The organism is Microcoleus sp. PH2017_28_MFU_U_A, assembly GCF_020738035.1.
In the GTDB taxonomy this organism is placed as follows: domain Bacteria; phylum Cyanobacteriota; class Cyanobacteriia; order Cyanobacteriales; family Microcoleaceae; genus Microcoleus.
The window spans coordinates 660-20252 of sequence record NZ_JAEQCX010000130.1 but is presented as its reverse complement, the minus strand read 5'-3'; the positions used below and the strand labels follow the sequence as shown (position 1 = coordinate 20252).

23 protein-coding genes are annotated in these 19593 nt (G+C 46.7%); 5 read left to right on the top strand and 18 right to left on the bottom strand.

The features are described from left to right. Positions 1-76 precede the first annotated feature (76 nt). The 14 genes from JGK14_RS28810 to JGK14_RS28750 form a co-directional block, all read right to left on the bottom strand. Positions 77-256: a tautomerase family protein gene (locus JGK14_RS28810; protein ID WP_293198707.1), complete on the bottom strand. Its 180-nt coding sequence runs from the start codon at positions 254-256 to the stop codon at positions 77-79. 30 nt (positions 257-286) lie between these two features. Next, positions 287-1027: an SDR family oxidoreductase gene (locus tag JGK14_RS28805; RefSeq protein ID WP_293193351.1), complete on the bottom strand. Its 741-nt coding sequence runs from the start codon at positions 1025-1027 to the stop codon at positions 287-289. An 87-nt stretch (positions 1028-1114) separates the two neighbouring features. Beyond that, positions 1115-1897 carry an SDR family NAD(P)-dependent oxidoreductase gene (locus tag JGK14_RS28800; protein WP_325315783.1) on the bottom strand — a complete coding sequence of 261 codons (783 nt, stop codon included), beginning with the start codon at positions 1895-1897 and terminating at the stop codon, positions 1115-1117. A gap of 159 nt (positions 1898-2056) precedes the next feature. Beyond that, positions 2057-2908, bottom strand: coding sequence for a pirin family protein (locus JGK14_RS28795; protein WP_293193350.1), 852 nt, complete (start codon positions 2906-2908; stop codon positions 2057-2059). Between the two features lie 20 nt (positions 2909-2928). Further along, on the bottom strand, positions 2929-3519 hold the full coding sequence (locus JGK14_RS28790; protein WP_293193349.1) for an isochorismatase family protein: 591 nt from the start codon (positions 3517-3519) through the stop codon (positions 2929-2931). A gap of 43 nt (positions 3520-3562) precedes the next feature. Beyond that, positions 3563-3814, bottom strand: a complete 252-nt coding sequence (locus JGK14_RS28785) for a CDGSH iron-sulfur domain-containing protein (RefSeq protein WP_293186165.1) — start codon at positions 3812-3814, stop codon at positions 3563-3565. Between the two features lie 22 nt (positions 3815-3836). Further along, complete coding sequence (locus JGK14_RS28780) at positions 3837-4424, bottom strand: flavodoxin domain-containing protein (protein ID WP_293193348.1); 588 nt, start codon at positions 4422-4424, stop codon at positions 3837-3839. Positions 4425-4438: 14 nt separating this feature from the next. Next, on the bottom strand, positions 4439-4543 hold the full coding sequence (locus JGK14_RS34130) for a hypothetical protein (RefSeq protein ID WP_363319233.1): 105 nt from the start codon (positions 4541-4543) through the stop codon (positions 4439-4441). A 40-nt stretch (positions 4544-4583) separates the two neighbouring features. Next, positions 4584-4742, bottom strand: coding sequence for an NAD(P)H-binding protein (locus tag JGK14_RS28775; protein ID WP_293186162.1), 159 nt, complete (start codon positions 4740-4742; stop codon positions 4584-4586). Positions 4743-4866: 124 nt separating this feature from the next. Beyond that, positions 4867-5010 carry a hypothetical protein gene (locus JGK14_RS28770; protein WP_293186161.1) on the bottom strand — a complete coding sequence of 48 codons (144 nt, stop codon included), beginning with the start codon at positions 5008-5010 and terminating at the stop codon, positions 4867-4869. Between the two features lie 9 nt (positions 5011-5019). Beyond that, complete coding sequence (locus tag JGK14_RS28765; protein WP_325315782.1) at positions 5020-6084, bottom strand: DUF4331 family protein; 1065 nt, start codon at positions 6082-6084, stop codon at positions 5020-5022. A gap of 29 nt (positions 6085-6113) precedes the next feature. After that, positions 6114-6404, bottom strand: a complete 291-nt coding sequence (locus JGK14_RS28760; protein WP_293186157.1) for a muconolactone Delta-isomerase family protein — start codon at positions 6402-6404, stop codon at positions 6114-6116. Between the two features lie 9 nt (positions 6405-6413). Then, positions 6414-7070 carry an SDR family NAD(P)-dependent oxidoreductase gene (locus JGK14_RS28755; RefSeq protein ID WP_293186155.1) on the bottom strand — a complete coding sequence of 219 codons (657 nt, stop codon included), beginning with the start codon at positions 7068-7070 and terminating at the stop codon, positions 6414-6416. After that, entirely contained in the window at positions 7067-7225 is a 159-nt protein-coding gene (locus tag JGK14_RS28750; RefSeq protein WP_293186153.1) for a hypothetical protein, read from the bottom strand. The genes JGK14_RS28755 and JGK14_RS28750 overlap by 4 nt, the downstream gene beginning before the upstream one ends. A gap of 595 nt (positions 7226-7820) precedes the next feature. On the opposite strand from JGK14_RS28750, the gene JGK14_RS28745 reads away from it, so the two are divergent. Together JGK14_RS28745 and JGK14_RS28740 are read left to right on the top strand one after the other, a co-directional pair. Next, the gene (locus JGK14_RS28745; protein ID WP_325315781.1) at positions 7821-10109 is read left to right on the top strand and encodes a GAF domain-containing sensor histidine kinase; all 2289 of its coding nucleotides are present in this window, start codon (positions 7821-7823) and stop codon (positions 10107-10109) included. A 17-nt stretch (positions 10110-10126) separates the two neighbouring features. After that, positions 10127-10759: a response regulator transcription factor gene (locus JGK14_RS28740; protein ID WP_325315780.1), complete on the top strand. Its 633-nt coding sequence runs from the start codon at positions 10127-10129 to the stop codon at positions 10757-10759. A 253-nt stretch (positions 10760-11012) separates the two neighbouring features. Here JGK14_RS28740 and JGK14_RS28735 read toward each other — a convergent pair whose 3' ends face one another. The 3 genes from JGK14_RS28735 to JGK14_RS28725 all read right to left on the bottom strand — a co-directional run bounded on the left by JGK14_RS28735 (position 11013) and on the right by JGK14_RS28725 (position 14129). Beyond that, a complete protein-coding gene (locus JGK14_RS28735) occupies positions 11013-11999 on the bottom strand; it encodes a BsuBI/PstI family type II restriction endonuclease (RefSeq protein ID WP_293186147.1) in 987 nt (328 codons plus the stop codon). A 10-nt stretch (positions 12000-12009) separates the two neighbouring features. Then, on the bottom strand, positions 12010-13539 hold the full coding sequence (locus tag JGK14_RS28730; protein ID WP_293186145.1) for an Eco57I restriction-modification methylase domain-containing protein: 1530 nt from the start codon (positions 13537-13539) through the stop codon (positions 12010-12012). A 239-nt stretch (positions 13540-13778) separates the two neighbouring features. Then, a complete protein-coding gene (locus tag JGK14_RS28725) occupies positions 13779-14129 on the bottom strand; it encodes an MOSC domain-containing protein (RefSeq protein ID WP_293186144.1) in 351 nt (116 codons plus the stop codon). A gap of 147 nt (positions 14130-14276) precedes the next feature. Here JGK14_RS28725 and JGK14_RS28720 point away from each other — a divergent pair, with 147 nt between their 5' ends. After that, positions 14277-14894: a DsbA family protein gene (locus JGK14_RS28720; RefSeq protein ID WP_325315779.1), complete on the top strand. Its 618-nt coding sequence runs from the start codon at positions 14277-14279 to the stop codon at positions 14892-14894. 148 nt (positions 14895-15042) lie between these two features. On the opposite strand, the gene JGK14_RS28715 is transcribed toward JGK14_RS28720, so the two are convergent. After that, positions 15043-16035: a Rieske 2Fe-2S domain-containing protein gene (locus tag JGK14_RS28715; protein WP_293219921.1), complete on the bottom strand. Its 993-nt coding sequence runs from the start codon at positions 16033-16035 to the stop codon at positions 15043-15045. 52 nt (positions 16036-16087) lie between these two features. On the opposite strand from JGK14_RS28715, the gene JGK14_RS28710 reads away from it, so the two are divergent. Both JGK14_RS28710 and JGK14_RS28700 read left to right on the top strand, forming a co-directional pair. After that, the gene (locus JGK14_RS28710; protein ID WP_442921489.1) at positions 16088-16864 is read left to right on the top strand and encodes a TetR family transcriptional regulator; all 777 of its coding nucleotides are present in this window, start codon (positions 16088-16090) and stop codon (positions 16862-16864) included. A 252-nt stretch (positions 16865-17116) separates the two neighbouring features. After that, entirely contained in the window at positions 17117-19144 is a 2028-nt protein-coding gene (locus tag JGK14_RS28700; protein ID WP_293186136.1) for a bifunctional serine/threonine-protein kinase/formylglycine-generating enzyme family protein, read from the top strand. Positions 19145-19593 lie beyond the last annotated feature (449 nt).

Genomic DNA, 19593 nt, shown 5'->3' with positions numbered 1-19593 from the left:
TATTCCAACCTTAGCAGAACTTGCGAGTGAAAAAGCTACCCACAATTGAGCAACAATGGGTAGATTTGTCCAAGAATCAAGTTACAGTTTCTAGCCCCCAATTTTCTTCGGCAATTTCTTGAATCACGATATGCGTATGCTCTGGTTTCTTGCCCAGAATCCGCCCAAGTGAATCAGTCACTTCGGCTACGAGCTGAGCTTTCTGCTCCCTCGTGGCCCCTTTGGTAATCTGGATATTGACGTATGGCATAGTCATTGGTGCGACAGAATTTTTGGATTGTATCAACTAGGCAAAACCGCCATTTACCCCTAGATTTTGGCCAGTCACCCAACTCGCTGATTCACTGGCCAAAAACAGCACCACCCGAGAAATATCGACTGGCTCACCAATCCGGCCCAGTGCCGACATGGCGGCTAATCGCTGGATGGTTTCTTCGCTTTTCCCCTCTAAAAACAGATCGGTATTGGTCGGCCCGGGCGAAATCGAATTCACGGTGATGCCCCGCGCGCCGACCTCCTTGGCAAAGACCCGCGTTAACTGCTCAACGGCGGCTTTCGTGGCGGAATAAACGCCATAGGTTGGTAGCATTAGGCGAGTCACGGACGAAGAAAAATTGATCGCGCGACCATTCGCTTCTAGCCGCGTGGCCGCCTCTTTTAGACCGAGAAAAACGCCTTTGACATTGATTTGAAAAATCCGATCGAAATCTTCCTCCGTCGTATCTTTCACTAATTTGTAGATATTGATGCCCGCGTTGTTAACTAAAATATCAACCTTGCCATACTGGGTAATCGCCGCATCAAACAGAGCCGTCATATCGCTCGGTGAGGCGACATTGGCACGCACAGCGATCGCCTGCCCTCCAGCGCTTGTAATCTGATCCACCACCGCTTTAGCAGCCGCTTCACTCCCTGAGTAGTTAACAATCAGGCTGCACCCAGCTTTGGCCAAATCCTGGGCAATGATGCTGCCAATACCCCGCGAAGAGCCGGTCACGATCGCGACTTTACCTGATAAATTGTTCATCGACTTTAACCTCCCTAAATAACATGGGAACTAATCCGACTTATCATAGATCAACCAACTATTGACCAATTTAGTTTGTATCAGTTTCTACTGTTCTTGATAATTCCAGAGCAGACCGCCATCGACAAAGAGCGTCGTGCCGGTGACATAATCAGCATCAGCAGAAGCCAAAAAAGCCACCATGGCGGCCACATCTGCCGGTTGCCCCAAGCGCTTGAGGGGAATATTTTGCAGCAGGGCGTTGAGTTTGGTGGGATCATTCAGCAGCTTGGTGTTGATCGGGGTTTCGATCGCCCCCGGCGCCACATTATTAATCGTGATCCCCAACGGCGCTAACTCTACGGATAGATTGCGGGTGAGCATTTTTAAGGCTCCTTTGCTAGCACAGTACGCGGCAAAATGCGGAAACGGCAACTCTTCATGCACCGAGCTAATGTTGATCACTTTACCGGGATGCTGAACGGCCATGCAATGCTGCACAAAAGCTTGGATGGCAAAAAATATCCCCTTCAGATTCACATTCATCACCGCATCGTAATCAGCTTCGGTGACATTCCAGAAATCGGCATTTTTCTCAATGCCCGCATTATTGACCAAAATGTCAAGCTGGCCGAAGTGGTCAACGCTTTCTGATACGAGGCGCTGGACATCGGCAAGGCTGCCCGTATCGCCTTGCAGGGTGAACCCATCCACCATGTGACATTTGCCTCCAGCGGCTTTTACTTGAGCCAGCGTGGCCTCCGCACCTTCTGGGTGGGAGCGGTAGTTAATCACGACGCTAGCACCTTCCTGGGCTAAGCGAATGGCGATCGCCTGTCCAATGCCTTGACTACTGCCTGTCACTAGCGCTACTTTTCCTTCCAGTTTCATGGTTTTAGTCCTCAAGGATAGATAGGGGTTGACTGAAATAAAACGGAAATAATCGATCTTGTGATCGAGCTTGGGCAATCAAAGCAGCTCTAGTTCGGATTAAATTTTTGAGTGATTAAGGACAAGGGGATTGGGTCATGCTTAAATCTTGTAAACGCTTTATAAGCGGCCCATGTGACCACTTTGATAGGCGACAATGGCTCTTTGGATCTCCTCATCTGTGTTCATCACAAAGGGACCTTGAGAAACAACTGGCTCGTTCAGGGGTTCGCCTGCTCCGAGGAGGTAATGCAAGCCAAGCTCATTGGCTTGTACGATCGCAGTTTCGCTTCCTTGTTCAAGCAGTGCGACATCCAGGGCTTCTAAGTGCGATCGCCCTGCCCCAAACTCGCCGCTCCCCTGAATCACATGCACAAAGGCATGGTGGGAAGGCGGCAGGGTATGGATAATTTTTCCCAGCGGTGGCAGCGTTACATCCAACAATGTCACGGGAGTCAAAGGCTGGAGGGGAGATTCCAACCCAAAGGCAGAGCCAACCACCACTCGCGCTTTACCGCCTGTGGGATTGACATATTCCGGCACCAAGGCTGAGTCTAAATGCAGCGCAACAGGCTGGCTCCACTTGTGCTTCGCCGCTAAATTGACGAAGATTTGTGCCCCATGACAGAGTGTGCCTGGCGGACTGGGAATTTCTTCGTGCATTAGTCCGCTACCTGCTTGAGTCCAGTGTAAATCGCCGGGATGAATGAGGGCGCGATCGCCTAAACTATCCCGATTTTGAAACGATCCTGCTGAATCCTCGAACATGTAAGTAACGGCAGAAAACCCGGCATGGGGATGGGGCGGAAAGATCGGTGCCCGCATGTAGAAATGATCCAACTGGATAAACGGATCGATACCATCCCCCAGATTGTGCCGCCCCAGACTGTAAGCGCGGAATTCTGGGCGATCGCTCATTACCTCCGCTCGGATAATTTGAATGACGCGACGTTGTTCTACTTGTACCTGCATCCGCTGGGTCTCCTGCTCAATTACATTAGTTTGGCGAGTATTTCTTCATACATGATGGTTTGAATCGTCTGTCCGGTACCTTCCGACCACGAATTAGCCAATTCTGCCATCACTTGATTCGTTGAAGTCAGGGTGACACCATGCTTTTCCATTCTTCTCAGGGCAGTTTCATCCGCGATCGACGTGGGGGAACCCCCGGCATCCACTACCACCTGCACTTCAAAGCCGTCTTCGACTGCACTGATGGCAGGAAAGACGATGCAAACGTCATTGGTTAAACCCGCCATAATCAATTTTTTTCTGCCTGTTGCCAGGACTGCATTTCTGTAATCGTCGTACTCCCAGCAGTCCACCACGCCCGGACGTTTTACTCGTTTCTCGTAGGCAACTGGCGCGATTTTCTGTAAATCGTCGAGCAGTAATCCTTGAAAATTAGCTTCCATGCTGCTGGTCAACACAAGCGGCATTTCAGTTTCTACTGCCGTGCGAGCCAAGGCGCGGGTATTTTGCACGATATCCTCACGGGGTAAGTTAAGCGCGAGTTTGATAGTACCTTGCTGATGGTCGATCAACAACATCACTGCATTTTCGATCGTAAATTTGTTTTTCATTGTTGCTCTCTACGGGTTAATACCAGACTTCAACAGGATGGAACTAGAGTTTCGTGTGGGCACCGTCGCAGAAAGGCGCATTACCTGAATGTTTGCAAAGGCAAAGAGCAACCTGCTTAGGTTCAGCGAGTTCAAAGGTGACAGGTGTAAAGGTTGTACCTTTGTGCCCGCCATCGCAGAAGGGCTGATTGGCTGACAAACCGCAACTACACCAGTGGTAATTGCCAGCTTCTAGGGATATGACCATCGGCTTTTTATCGAAAACCGTAGGTTCTGTCGAGATCGATTCAGACATGGATATTTCTCCTAAATAATTTCTAAGCAAACATTGCTAAAATTTCCGGTGAGGGAGAAACATTACCTTTTGCCAATAGGTCCCGATCTCTCAATGCGGCAGCGACACGAGCAACATTTGCGCCATGATGCCAAGCGGCTTGCATCATTTCTTCGGTAATGCCAACGGGTTCCATTTGCGAGCCGCCAGAACGACCATGCGGCCCCCAATGCATTCCTGCCACTTGGAAGCCTGGTGTTGTTTTGGGTAGTGTCACGAGAATCATTCCTGCCGCCGCAAAAGCACCTAACAATCCCAACTGAGCTAATTCGGAACCTGCGCCACAATCGCCGTAGCCACCGCCGACGGTAAAGACACCGCCAACTTTACCTACCATTTCGTCCGTTAACCACAGTTTCTCGCAGACCTCCTCAATGAACTTCTTGACTCGTGCATCAGCAGTCCGATGACGGACGGGAGAACCCATGACGATCGCATCGGCGACGCGCACATCATCGGCTGTCGCTTCAGATGCTTCTTTGCAGATAACTTCTGTGCCTTCAACAGAACGCGCTCCATTCGTAATAGCTTCAGCCATTCGCTTGGTGTTACCAAAGCTTGAGGTATACACGATTAAAACTTTTGTCATTCTTTTTCCCTTTGTATTGATGAGACTGGCGATCTCTCTAGCAATCCTCGATCCCAATGGGCTAAATTTGCTGCCGCCTCATAGGTGCTTTGCAGAAACATCATTAGCGTTGCTTCTGGATCGGCTGCCTGCCGGACAACTTCATAGCGCATTACCCGCAACCACCGTTAAGTTTTTATGGGAGACAGAAAAGCGGGATGGATCGCGAGTAATTGCCGTCAATGTATGTCCTCGCTGCAAGGCTTCATTGAGAATTCGACTGCCGATCGTACCAGTTGGGCCAAACATGATGAGTTTCATACAATCTCTCCGGTTAATTCAGGTCGTTAAATCGTTTGACGCAATCTTTCCGTTAGTTTTATTCTCTATAGTCCCTCCAGTATTCTTAACATTTCATGGATTGATATATTAGGGGCAATCTTGATTACCAAGACAGCAATATCGGTCCACCAAACCTTCTCATTTCAGCAAAGAACTTACCTTGTGCGCCATCCTCTGGAAGACTTGCTAGATACACAGCCGTTTCGGCTCCTCGATCGGCTGTAAACGGTGCATTCGAGCCACCCATATCTGTTACTTATCCCTCTTGTCGGCTAGGGACACCAACAGATGAATCTGTGGGTAGAGGTCTAGCTGGAGCAATATAGGGAAATTCAGTCCTTAGATCGATCGGCGGCGGGACTTTATTCTGAAGTAAAGTATTGAAGAACAGCGTGTAAACGACTGTGCCAAAATCATCTTGTAGTCTCCGCCCATTGATGCCGGCAAACCCAAAACTGGCTGGAAGCAGTGGGTTAAAGGGAAGCACATCGGGAAATGACCAGTTTGCTACCATCTGCCCATAATTTGCCGGTCGGTCAGTGCTCTGTGCGACATGACAAATTTGAGTGACTAAGTTGATGACAGGCTGAGCAAAGTTGTCATAGTCTGTGTCTGGATCGGTAGAGTTATAGAGTAATGATCCTTCCGGGTTGTCATTGAACGTTGCCGCAAAATTGGGCTTGCCACAGCGATTCACCTGCGTCCAATGTCCGTGATCGTTGGCTGCAACCGTTGCATAAAAACTAAATGGTGTATTTGAGATGCGATCGAGGGGCAGTTCAGCAACGATCGCTAGAACATTAGTTGCTCCCGTTGTACTGGCTCCAGTGCTGAAACTTTCGGCATCCCAGACATTATTTTGGATGGCATTATCGAGACAAACACGGGCAGCAACCGCATCCAGGAAGAAAGGATCGCCTGCCAACCCTGTCCAGATCCGTCCTAGATTGGCAATAGGCGCAACCTCATTCACAGTCCCCTGCCCTAACTCTTGCCCTGTAGCGTGATGATCGCGGGCTGCTTCGCCGCTGAGGTAAGTGAGAGACCAAGATTGGGGGTTAGCATCTCCCTGAAAAACAAATCTGAAAACAACGTCAGATTTTGCATCGCCATCGGTATCAAACCGAAATTCGTAGGCTGTTTCAGGTCTAAAAGTATCCCATTGGGGTTGACCTGTAAACGGTGAAGGCAACCCAGCTAAAGGGCTAATAGTCATCACCGCGACAATCTTCTGGGGATCGTCGGCATTGAACAAATAAATGTCGCAGATGTTGATCCGGCTGTCTTGCCGAGATTCTGGCGAATCAAAATGGTGACTCATGCAATTTTTGGGGTGATGAGGACAAATGATTATTGAGCGAAAAGCTCTGCGGTACCTGTGTAGGGAAGTAACGGAATAACTTCAAATTGCATGACACCTGCTTGCGCCATCGGTAACTGAGCAATCATCGCGTTGATTTCTTCAACGTTATTTGCCTCGCATAACAATACAGCACCACTCTTATCAGCAATGTAGTGAATCGAGCGTAGACGATCGCTGGCATAAAGTTCCCAAACTTTTGCCGCCTCTGGCTTGACAACGGGTAAAACCTGTTCAATTTTGGTTTCAGCTTTAACACGTCCGACGATCAAAAATTGCACTGATTCACCTCATTGATAGACATATTCAACTTGCCAAGTTTCAGGAGTCTGCTGGTGCAATTGCCAATACACCTGGGCGATCGCATCGGGGTCAAATTTCGTGTCTGGGGCGATGGTTCCACAAATTGTCACAGTCGCCAGATGAATTCCGTCTGCTTTCAATTCTTCTGCTAAACCCAAAGCAAGATACCGGATTGCCGCCTTACCAATACCGAGCGAAATTAATTGAGGACTGGGATAGAGTGCCAAGCCGCCGCCCGTTAATAGAATCGTGCCGCTTTTTTGTTGCTGCATCCCAGGCAATACCTGTTGAATCGCGCTGATGGCTCCGGCAGCATTAACCTTGAAGTCTTGCACTAAATCTTTAGTAGTCAGACTCATCACAGAATCTAGTTTGAGCAGAGCTGCATTGTAGATCAAAACATCAGGATGACCGATCTGCTGCTGAACCTCGGTAAAGGCCGCTGAGATTGAGGCAGAATCAGCCGCATCAACCTCAAATCCAGTTGACACAATTCCGGCATCACTTAAGATTTTGGTGTATTCAGTCAACGCCTCTGGACGACGGGCTAAGAGTGCCATTTGATATCCTTCTAGTCCAAACCGCCGAGCAAGAGCCAAGCCAAGCCCTGGCCCCACACCCACCAAAGCACAAATTTTGTTCATCGGCTCACCTCATTCCACAAGGAGACATTGATCGTGACATTTAGAGCATGAAAATCCACCTGAATATTTTCGTGCTGTGCTAACTGGCGAGCGATCGCATAGCCTAGCCCTTTGTGACTGCCAGTAATGATTGCTACTTTCTGCATGATGGTCATCAACAACTCCCGATCAAATTTTGAATACGATTCGCCGTACCAACCCTTAAACTATTTGGTGAGTATGGGCAAACTGCTTTGGTTTGTTAAGCTTAATATTGAAGCTATCTTCTGAAAGATTTCTGAATTCAACCGCTCGATTTCCTGAATTTATCCTAAAAGTATCCTCAGTTAAATTTCAGCAATTTCTCAGAATCCGATTGCAGCCAGCAAATTGGGATACAACCCACTGTACAGAGAATCTTTCCAATCGTTACTACACCAAGAGATGATGTTTTTGCTATCCAATCGGTAGTTTTTTACCTACCCATTTAGGTAGTTTTCTATGTTTTGCAAAATTATCGATCGAATTTTTTAAGATAACTACATAGTGAAAATCGTTGCACAAAGTTGGATTATGACCTCAATCCAGCGAAATTTGTGCAATCTGAAATTGACTGTTCGATCGACTCCATCAATACGGGCACTTCAGCGGAATATCGGCACGATCGGGATACACCAGCCAAGCTGAGGTGTTAAAATCTGTTCGTCAGTTTGCGATCGGAAATTATGCTGGTACACTATCTGCACGGCAAGTGCGATCGAGGTTGAAACCATGTCCGAGCATCAAAAATCGCCTTCCTCACCAAAATTATCTGCCGTGCTTGAAGCAGATTATCAAATACTACATAGGCGAAATCGGCTCTTGGAAGCCTCGGCCAACGCAACCAGTGTTTTACTGACGGTGGAGAACTTTGATGAAGCGATCGATACTGCCCTGCAAATCATTGTCGAAGGTGCAGGATGCGATCGCATTAATGTGCTAGAAGGTAACTTTGATCCTTCATCCGATCGCTCATCAAGCGTGCCAACCTACCATACCGCGATCTATGAGTGGACTAGACCTGGCATTATGCGACAGATGGATAGCCTGGAAACTGGGCGCATCCCTTCAGCCGGAATCGAAGCATTTCTGGAACGATATTATCTTCATGGGGATGGTTTTGGCGGACTCTTAGCAGATTGGGTCGAACCTTTACGTAGTTTCTATGCCGCCGTTCGAGTCCAGTCTAGTTATTCTGTGCCGATTCGGGTCAAGGGGCAGTGGTGGGGCGTGTTGTGTTTGAATTATTGTCGAGAAGCTATTGAGATCGGCGCGGCAGAAGTCGCCGTTTTGCGATCGATCGCTGATTGTATTGGTAGTGCGATCCAGCGCGATCGCACGCAAAAAATCATCCTCCAAGCGGAACAGGTGCGCGTTGCCGAATTGGCTAAAGCAAATCATTTGCTCAAGCAAACCGTGGATTTGTTGGCAACAGAACCCGACCTCAATCGCTTTTTGGACTATGTGCTCAAAGCCTTTTCCGAACAGTTTGATGCCCCACTGATCCAGTATTGGGAGAGTCCAGAACCGGGCGATATTGCCTATCTTAGGCTTGCTTGCCGTAACGGACAAATTCTCACAGCAGCCGATTTGCCCAATGATTGTCTGGTGACAGGTGTCCCAATCCTACCGGAACTAGCTGGGTACGGAAATTTCCAAACTCGTCAGCGTTACTATGTCATCGAAGATATCCCTACCGATCCGATCGAACTAGCGCTCTTCTCACCGCTGAATTTTGATTTGGAAACGTGGTGTACGGAGCATGGCATCAGGAAAATGATTAACATTGCCTTGATGTGGTCTGAAAAGGCAACGAGTTCGCTGATACTTTATTTTCCCAGCGATCGCCATTTGAGCGATCGACAAATCGAGCTAATGTGTGCGCTAGCACAGCAGGTGACTCTGGCCATTCAACTGACACAATTGGCAGAAATTAAACAATCAGAAGCGATCGCGCGCGCGCAGGAACAAGCTGCACACGAAAGCGTTACCGAATTGGTCAAGGCAAACACAGCTCTTAAACAATCTCTTGATACCCTCGCCACCGATCCGGATCTCGATCGCTTTATTGGATATACCCTCAAACTCATTGCCGAGCAATTAGATGCCCCACGCATTGAATATTGGGTGCATTCCGATCGAGAAGATCGGGCTTATTCCTATTTAACCTACTGCCAAGGGCAAACTCTCAAATCGAGCGACCCATCTGCACAAGTCGGGTTAGATGTGACACCATTTCTCGACATTCCCCTCAAAGTCGGCAACACGAACATCGGCACTTTGACCATCTACTTATCCAGTTATCGCACCTTTGCTGGGCAAACTATCGAACTGGCTCATGCCCTAGCCCAACAGCTCACCTTTGCCATTGAACTGACCCGTTTTGCCGAAGAAGCCCAACAAGCGGCATTGCTGCAAGAACGCACTCGGATGGCGCGGGAAATTCACGATACTCTCGCCCAAGCTTTTGGCGGAATTTCGATGCAGTTACAGGCGTTCGACTACTTTGCCGCGACTCAACCAGAAAAAGCGCAGACTCATTTGCTGACGGCTCAAGCTCTAGCGCGAGATGGCTTGGCTGAAGCCCGCCGATCGGTTTGGACGCTATATTTGGAAACATCCGAATACGAAGATCCCGCTCGGACGATCGCCAAATTTATCGAACAAACGATGTCCAGACAATCGGTGCCCATCGATCTGGCGATCGACGGCAGCCCCCGCCGTCTCCATCCCGATTTGGGACTTAATTTGCTTCGTATTGCCCAAGAATCGATCGCCAATGCTCTGCACCATGCCCAACCCCAAACCATCCAAATCCGCCTCAACTATAGTTCCCAAAATCTGCAAATGACGATTCGCGATGATGGCTGTGGCTTTGAGGCGCAATCTCCCTCGCCGGGATTTGGCTTGATGGGGATGCAGCAACGGGCAGCCAGGATTGGAGCTACCTGGCACCTAGTCAGCCAGATCGATCGAGGTACCAGCATTACTGTCACTCTCGCCCATCCCGAAGCCCCCTAATACCATCGCGATCGAATATGCCTGAATCTCCCAAAACCATCCGACTGCTGGTTGCCGACGACCACCCGATCGTCCGTCAAGGCTTAGTCGCGATTTTAAATGACCAGCCCGATATGAATGTCGTTGCCGAAGTCAATAATGGCCAACAGGCGATCGAACAGTTTCGCATTCATCAGCCCGATGTCGCTATTCTGGATTTGAAGATGCCAGAAATCGGCGGCGTAGAGGCGATCGACACCATCCGAGCTGAATTTTCCACTGCCGCCATTATCATGTTCTCGATCTATGAGACAGATGAGGATATCTATCGAGGGCTGCGGGCTGGAGCCAAAGCTTACCTACTCAAAGATACGCCCTGCCAGGAGATTTTAGAAGTGATTCGGACTGTCAGCGGGGGGCAACGCTACATCCCAGCAGAAATTGGCACTAAGTTGGCGGCACGAATGGAGCGACCGGATCTGAGCGATCGAGAAAATCAGGTGTTGGCGTTAATGGCTCAAGGTAAAAAAAATAAAGATATTGCTGGCGAACTAAACATTTCTGAAAATACTGTCAAGTTTCATGTTACCAATGTCACGCTCAAACTCGGTGCTAGCGATCACACTCGCGCTGTAGTCAATGCTCTTCAGCAAGGCATTATTAAGTTGTAGTTGCGATCGAAAAGCGAATCGAATACGCGATCGAATTTGGTTGGATCGCCGCAACCCACTTCCCTCTCACGGTCTATAGAACCTATTTGAGATCTCTCGAACTATGGGCGATCTCCAACTCTCATCGGTTATGGAAACACAAAGCGAAAGTAACTGAATATTTATCTGTCTAATGGCTTGCGCTTCACCGGACGGCAATAATGTTTGCATCATAACTGATAGCGTATGTCTCCGTTCCGTGTCCAAGCGCTTGTTAGCTTCTTTTGTCATGAGGGCCGAGGAAACGTTCACCATTAAAGTGAACTAGATGGTCTGGGTTATCGGCAATCCACACTTCAGTTTCCCATGCAATATCAGCCGCATTCTTGCGAAATTCAGCACGGTCTGGAAACGCTGTCACATAAACAAGACCAACCTTACAATCTTTGAAGGCTTCTTCAAGTTCAACCCAACGCTTTGGGGATATAGGGCCATGACTGGTAACTGCTTCAATCAAAAACAGCCATTCTCGGTCTTCGTCATACACTACAATATCTGGCAATTTGTCATGTGACATTGGGGGGACACCCAATGATTCCAGGTATTCGGCTTCTAAGAACATCAGCTTTCCGCCTTCTTTTCGACTGCTAGCGGTATCACCAATGTATAACAATCGACCGCCAGCACCGATGAAGCGCGAACAGAATTCGTGAACAATGTCGGCGTGAAGCTGATTATGCTTACCAGGTGACAGTGTGATGGTTTCACCGCTTGGTAAGCTAATTGGAATTTTGTGCAGATCGAGAGCGCGTTCATATTGTGCCTTCAATTCAGGCACCGCATCCTTGTAATCTTGAACTTTCCCCAACCAGCCGCCGTGTGGGTATTCCGCCAGAATCTCCAACATTGACTGATTCAATGAATAGTTATTGTCTTTGCTGTTGGTTGCTCGCGTGGGGTCATCTCGGTTTCGATCGACAATACGGGCTTGCTCGAATTGATGAAGTGTTTGTCTTCTGATGGTTTCGCGACTGTTCGGCTTATAGTCCATTCCATATTCATTACGGATGAATTCCATGATGTTCACGGTTGGCAAAAGCGGTGCTGTTGATGAACTCCAGTCATCTAAAGGTTTTATATTAGCCAGTGCCAAAAAGACCCATGCCGATCGATCGTTACACTGTGCTTTGGGCAGCCCCAAGGCAGTCAATAATGCTTTTGCTTCATTTAGTTTTTCTTGTTGTTGTGCCGTAAATTCCAAATTTCCCCCCTTATATTGAAGCTACTACACCAAGAACTCGATTCACGATCGAATCAATTTTAGCCGTTTCAAAAAGTTTAAGCTTGTGTACTTGCTCACCAATTTTCTTCACTTGGTCACGAGATGGAAATTTCATTACCCTGATTTCAGTAGCATTAACTTGTGTATTCCCCGAAATGCACCTGAAATAATTATCCATGAATGATGAATTAAAGATAGTCGCAAGACCATAGGCTTCAATATTGGATAATTCACCACCTAATACACCGATATAATTAGTCTTGTTACCAAAGCCAATCAATTCACAATCGTGCATATTGGCAAGGTGAACGCTAGCAACTAAGCGCCGTTTTTCGTCTTTGGATGAAAAACGTTTTAGCAACACATAAGTACCATTCTTCATCGTATGTTTGTCATGCTCTTCATTAAGCCTGAAGGCTACATCTTTCTTGTGATTACCTATCCAAGTTGCAGTTAATGGTGTCACATTATGTGGACGGTAAAGCGGAACTGTATTTTCAGCACTCGTGTCTTCAGTGATGTATTGGCGGGCACGATGTTCGACCACACGACCAGTCGAAATAAAATATCCAGCACCTTCAAAAGTGGTTTTTAAAGTTTCAGCTTGCTTCAAAATACTAGCCGCAGAAGCTGATTCAGGAATTCTAATTAGTCTTTGATCGTTTGAAGGATCGACAATTAAATGAACCGGATATTGTTTTTCCTCAGCATTGTTGATGCTGGCATCGCAGTCACTCGATCTAACTGTTATGGTGTCGGCATTACTGCCTTTAACGAAGTAGCAAATAATGTTTTCTTGAAGCACTGTTGAGTCATCATTGTTAAACACCTTGTCTCGGTGTTTGAAAATATGAATTAATCTCAGTGCTGATTCAGTTAGCAAGTATTCACGAAAACCCTTGAAATATAGTCCATTTGTGAAGCTGCGAGGTGTTATCGTTACCATTTGACCGCCAGCCTTCATGCAAGCCATTACAACTGCCATGAACGAAGCATATATATTCGGATCGCCGTGATACAAATCGGCTACCGCTCTGGCATAAGGTGAATCTTTCGCACTATATTTAAAGTATGGCGGGTTGATTACTGATATATCAAAGGGCTGAAAAGTTTTTTCTTTATCTGGTCTAGCAATTATAAAGTCTTCACAGCAAATTTCGTAAGTAAATGTTCCTAGTTGTTCGCAAAACAAACACTGAACGATATTCAGCGTCTGTTTAAGGCTGGCAACTGCCTCGGAATCTAGTTCATATAGTACAGCATGAACGGCCTTACAACCCATACTCAAGCAATAGAAAGCAGTAGATGCGGCTAATATACCAGTTCCTGCGCCAGCATCAAGTATGCGAATAGTCTTACTTTTGGGCTTGACAATCAGAGATGCCATGTAATCGGACACGACGAATCCTGTGAAGAACTGCCCTAATATCTTCCTGCTTTCTAATGATTTAGATCTGAGAAATGCACTTTGAAGGCTAATAATATCGTCTTTTGGATCAATAAGTGCTTGCCGATTCAACTATTTTCACCCTTGCCTATAAGTTTTATAAGCATTATCTCTTATTTGACTCAATTTATTTAGGATCTTGTGTAGCTAACTAGTTATTAGACGGAAACTTTCCGTATAATACACCAAAATAGAGTGATAGACGGAAAAATTTCCGCCCAAAGCCTAATGTCCTGCTATGACTTTCCGTATGTCATCCTAGATCGGCGTGATATACAGAAACTTTCCAGATATCACCCCAAATCGGGATATTAAACGGCTCTCCTGGGTATTCGGTAAGTGAAGCCTATATGACTCCTGACGACTCCTGGCATGAGTTTCAATACTTGTACCGGGGAAATTTTGTAGATTGAGATACAATTTGCACCATAAAGCCAGGAGCCCTTTTGCTTCCAGTAAGCGTAATGCTCGATTGGATAGGCATAAACGGCTTTCTCGGCACCACCATGAACGGTCAAATCTGCCTGCTTGTCGCCATCTAAATTGAGCGATCGCATCATCACTCGTCCTGCCACTGGCTGCTTGAAAATACCAGTCGTGACCTGTTTTCGCTTCCAGGTGACTTCGCGTGGCAATCCAACACAAACGGAAATTAGTTTCATCAGGGAACCCCTTCGATGATTACTTCCTGAAACTCTAACGCAGTTTTCTGATTTTGGCATACGCTTTTTGAAATTGAGAAACCCACCTATTTAGGTAGGCAAAAAACCAACAATAGTGGAGTAAGAAAATCATCATCTAGTGTAGTAATGATTGGAAAGATGCTCTGTAAAGTGGAAGTTATCCCAATCTGCTGCAATAGCAATTGCGACTCTTATCTCATGGCTTTATCCCCCAACCCCGATCGATTAACACCGCCAGTGAGTAGCCGAGATCGTTGTCAAGGCAGCACCACCGCCAAAGTAACGCTGGTACAGTATGGCGACTATCAATGTCCGAACTGTCAAGCAGCGCATGGCATCATCCCCTCGATTCAAGCACAGATGGGCGATCGCCTGCGGTTTGTATTTCGGCATTTTCCGCAGTCGCAGATTCATCCCGAAGCTTACCATGCGGCTGAAGCTACCGAAGCTGCTGCCGCACAAAATAAGTTTTGGGAAATGCACGCTTGCTTATTCGAGCATCCATCTCAACTTGCTGATAGTAATCTAGTCGAATATGCGATCGCGCTCGATCTGGATGTCGATCAGTTTTTACAAGAAATGTCTACCGATCGACATGTGGCACGGGTACAAGCGGATCTTGATAGTGGTATCGACAGCGGTGTGATCTCAACACCCACATTTTTTATCAACGGGGTGAAATACAATGGCGATCGCAGTTTAGAGACACTGCGAGATGCTGTTTTGCAAGCCGATCGTCAATGAGGAGAAATTAGATTAATCGATCTGGTTCACATCCAGGTAACGATTGTGATTAGTCATTATTATCCATCGCAAAAGTGCGTCGCTTGTCGAATCTTTGTGTTCTTCGCTAAAATTGTTCTTAGCATGGAATATGCTATATTAAACCTGTTTACCTTGACAGATTAGGCTCTCTAACATTAGGAAAGCTTTCAAAATTGCGCCGTACCCAATCCATCCCCACTTCATTATTGAGTTTAATTTTCTGAGGCGTATCAGGATAAATTTTCCCTAAAATATCCGCATCTTGATCCACAACAACTTTGCCAAAATTGAGATACATTCCCCCCAATAGCTTAAAGATAGGATGCTTTGCTTGACCGAACAGCAAAATATAAGTTCGCGTCCGATTCTCGGCTTCTGGTACGAATATATGACACTGTGCAGCTTTGCCGAATGGCATTTCTCCATGAAAAATTATTAGGCATGGGAAATGATTTTCTAAATGAGCTTTAAAGGTGCTGGGTAGTAACAACAAATCTGGCTTTCTGAGCTTTTCTGCCAAACTGTAAGGCGCGGTAGGCATATCATAAAACGCATGGGATTTATGTCCTTCATCGATGAATTGATGAAATTCGACATCGGTAATCCTAAACAAGTCTCGGTGAGTGCCGTTTTGGTGATTGTAGTCGTGCATATTCAGCAGCATCGTCAGCAAATCTGTCTCGATACTGCGATCGGCAGTATGCCCGATAAAGTAGTAAGTTTCGGCGATTTCCTGGAGCACATTCGGAATGGGAACTTGTGGATCGTATTCCCCATAAGACCAAATGAAGTCACCTTGAATAATCAGCTCTAACGGTTTTAGTAAGGGCAATGTTTTCTGATGCGATCCGGGCAATATGGTGCAGCCGCTCGCATCAAATTTCAGGGCATGGAAGGGGCAGACGACACCGCTTGGGCGATCGCCCTCAGCTTCGCACCATCCTTCCGACAGCATTGCTCCCATATGCGGGCAAGCGTTGGGCAAGGCATTGATGCTTCCATCAGGATCTTTCCACATTACATAATCGCTGCCATACAAGGAAATTTTGCGAGGCTGGTTCGGTGTCAGCATCGACTTATGTGCCAACAACCAAGACGCACCGGGAAGCATAGACTGCATGGTGTTCTCCTTTAGACCTAAAATTGTGAGAGATTTGTCGCTTTTCTAGAATATGACAAAAGATTCGCATTCGTCAAGCAGTTTGCGCCGTCAACCGAAACAGCAGCGTGGTAAAGAAAGAGTCGAAAAAATCTTGGATGCAGCAGCAGCAGTGTTTGATGAGGTGGGCTATTCCGAGGCGACGACTCATCTAATTGCAGCAAAAGCAGGGACAGCCATTGGTTCTCTGTATCAGTTTTTTCCTGATAAAGCTGCCATTTTTAATGCAATGGAACTGCGTCATGCCGATCGCGTTAAGGCGATGTGGGCCCAGACGAACACACCAGAAATCGTTCTGTCACCGCTGCGTGAAATGATTCACACCCTCGTGACTGCTGTTGCAGAGATGTTTGAACAGCCTGTATCGCGGGTGGTATTCGTGCAGTTTTATATAGCGCCGGAGATTTTCCAGTCGATCGATGAAAGTATGACTCAGGAGGCGATCGACTTTATGGCGAGTCTTTTGCAGCAAAGAAATCCCAGCTTGGGGGAGTCGCAATGTAGCCTGTTAGCGGAGGTTTGCGTTCACAGCAGTAATGCTGTCATTCTGTCGGCACTTCGCAACCCGGATTTACAGCATCGCCAACAACTGATACAGCAGATTGAGGATTTGTTGGTGTCGTATTTAGAGCCGTATGTGGGGGAAAGTCGATCGAGTCATGTAATGAAAGTAATGAAATGCCCTCATTGTCGATCGCAGCAGTTGTCCAAAAATGGGTATCGACGGGGGAAGCAGTGCTATCGCTGTAAGGAATGTGGCAAACAGTTTGTCGAGAATTCAGTGCGTTGAATCGGACACAATCTGAGTTGTAGTTTTCCATACTCGATCGCAATATCCAACACTTCAAAATTACATGATTTGTCGATCGCTCTTCTATTCGGTACGAGATATTCTTGTCTGTAGCCCGATCGCTCTTGAGAGAGAGTGCGATGCTTTTTGTTTGGGCGATCGCCAAGTTGTACTATACTGTCCTCTGTCTAAGACGACTAAAACCCAGAAAGGGTATATCATAACCTTAAATCAGATCATTTCTTCCCAGATATGTTCTACTGCTCGAATCCAAGGTGCTCTCATCCTTTCAATCCCGACAAATCTAAATTTTGTCAAAGTTGCGGCCAGCCCGACCTCACGCCTCTATTCAGAAACCGCTACCGCGTGATTCGACTGTTGGGGGAGGGGGGATTTGGCAGAACTTATGAAGCGGTAGATATCGATCGCATGGACGATCCCTGCGTCATCAAGCAGTTTATGCCCCAAGTTCAGGGAACATCAGCACTTGAAAAGGCTACAGAACTGTTTAAGCAAGAAGCGAAACGACTTTACGAACTCGGCGAACATCCCCAAATTCCTCGATTAATTGCTTATTTTGAACAAGACAAGCGACTTTATTTAGTACAAGAATTGATTGAGGGGCAAAATTTACTGGCTGAATTAACTCAGCAGGGAGTTTTTAGCGAAGAAAAAATTTGGCAGTTGCTGGCAGATATTTTGCCGATTCTGAAATTTGTGCACGATCGCAATGTCATTCACCGAGACATCAAACTTGAGAATATCATCCGCCGCCGCACCTCCCCCAATCCATCTCTAAATGCGGCAAATTTTAGCAATTCCGCTTTTCGGAGGGGAGCACGGCGAGAGTTAGTTTTAATTGATTTCGGCGTTTCAAAACAAGTGACTGGCTCGCTGATGAGCCAAGTAGGTACGACGGTAGGAACGCCCGGATATTCGCCGGTGGAACAAATGCGAGGTCAAGTTTTCCCCGGAAGCGATTTGTACAGTTTGGGGATAACTTGCCTGAGGCTGCTAACTCAATGTTTGCCAAAAATTGACGGTTCCGATGACCTTTACGATCCGATAAATGGCGGCTGGATTTGGAGAGAAAGGTTGCCCGCAGGTACAAAAATCAGCAGCGAGTTGGCAACAATTTTAGATAAATTAATTCAAGATTATCTCAAAAACAGATATCAATCTGCTGATGAAGTCATCAAAGCTTTAAATCTCTATTCTTTACCTCCCCAACCCCATTTTGGTAAGGGCGGACAACTTACGTTAAATTCTTCTCAGACCAAGGCAGCCCTACCTCCCCTCAATGCTTATCTAACCGAGGGAGGAAAGCTTGCTATCAATACCCCGATCAATCACAGCGCCCAAATCAACAGCAATATCTCTGTGAATTCAAGGGTAAAATCTAACACAAATCCGCCTCACAACCAGGGAACACCAAAGATTTCTGCTGTTAAAAGCAGTTTTGAATTTCAGGTGGTGACAGTAGACAATCGCGGGCAGCAAACTGATGTTAAAAGTGGCAAAACACATTTTTTTGAAGAACATCTCGGCCGCAATACAATCATGGAAATGGTATCTGTTCCTGGCGGTACTTTCCTGATGGGTACCCCAAAAGATCGGGGTGACAGTGACGAAAAACCGCAGCACTCAGTAACATTAGCACCTTTTTGTATTGGCAAATTTCCAGTCACTCAGGCACAGTGGGCAGCCGTTGCAGCGCTACCGGAAATTAAAATATATCTCAATCCCGATGCTGCCCGTTTTAAAGGTGTAAATCGACCGATAGAAAATATATCTTGGTATGAAGCGATGGAGTTTTGTGCTAGACTTTCTCGCAAAACTGGTAAGCATTATCGCTTGCCTAGCGAGGCCCAATGGGAATATGCTTGTCGGGGGGAAACTTCGGGGCCGTTTCACTTTGGGGAAACGATTACTAGCGAGTTAGCAAATTACAATGGAAATTCTAATTACGCTGATGCGCCGAAGGGAGTTTATCGCTTTCAAACTACAGATGTTGGTAGTTTTAAACCCAATGCTTTCGGATTGTATGATTTGCACGGAAATGTGTGGGAATGGTGCGCGGATGCTTGGCACAATAATTACAACGGTGCGCCTGTTGATGGCAGTGTTTGGGAGTCGGGCGGCGACTTTTCGCTGAGGTTGTTGCGGGGGGGTTCTTGGAACGATCATCCTCCGAATTGTCGCAGCGCGTGCCGCCTCAGATATCAGCCTGATTGTAAGGCTAGTATTGTGGGTTTTCGAGTGGTTGTTCCTGTGGTTTGATTTGTAGTCAGTTGTTAGTTGTTATATCAATTTTTTATGAGGCTGCTCCCGAATCTGATCCCCCCTAACCCCCCTTAATAAGCAGGGCGGTTTTATTATCGTCAGACAAATTAGGTACGTAGTTGCGATCTTTGCGCTCTTTATAATATTAGGAAAGAGCGCAAAGAGCGCAACTACGTAGGGCTTGCTGAATAAGCCTAAAACCCTTACCTGAAAAGGCTTTGACTCGCGTTCGGCGCTGGTAATGTGTTAGACTATGAGCTAAAATTAGTCAAAAGCCATGCACAGCATCACTTTCGTTCATGTACCGAAAACTTGAGTAGGGCCCCAAAAGCACCGTCCAACTTTGACCTTCACGGACAAGGACAATTATCAGAGAATAATCGTTGGGTAATCATGGCAAAAATAATTCCATGGTCAGAATTTTTGTTGATGAATATGCCCAAAAA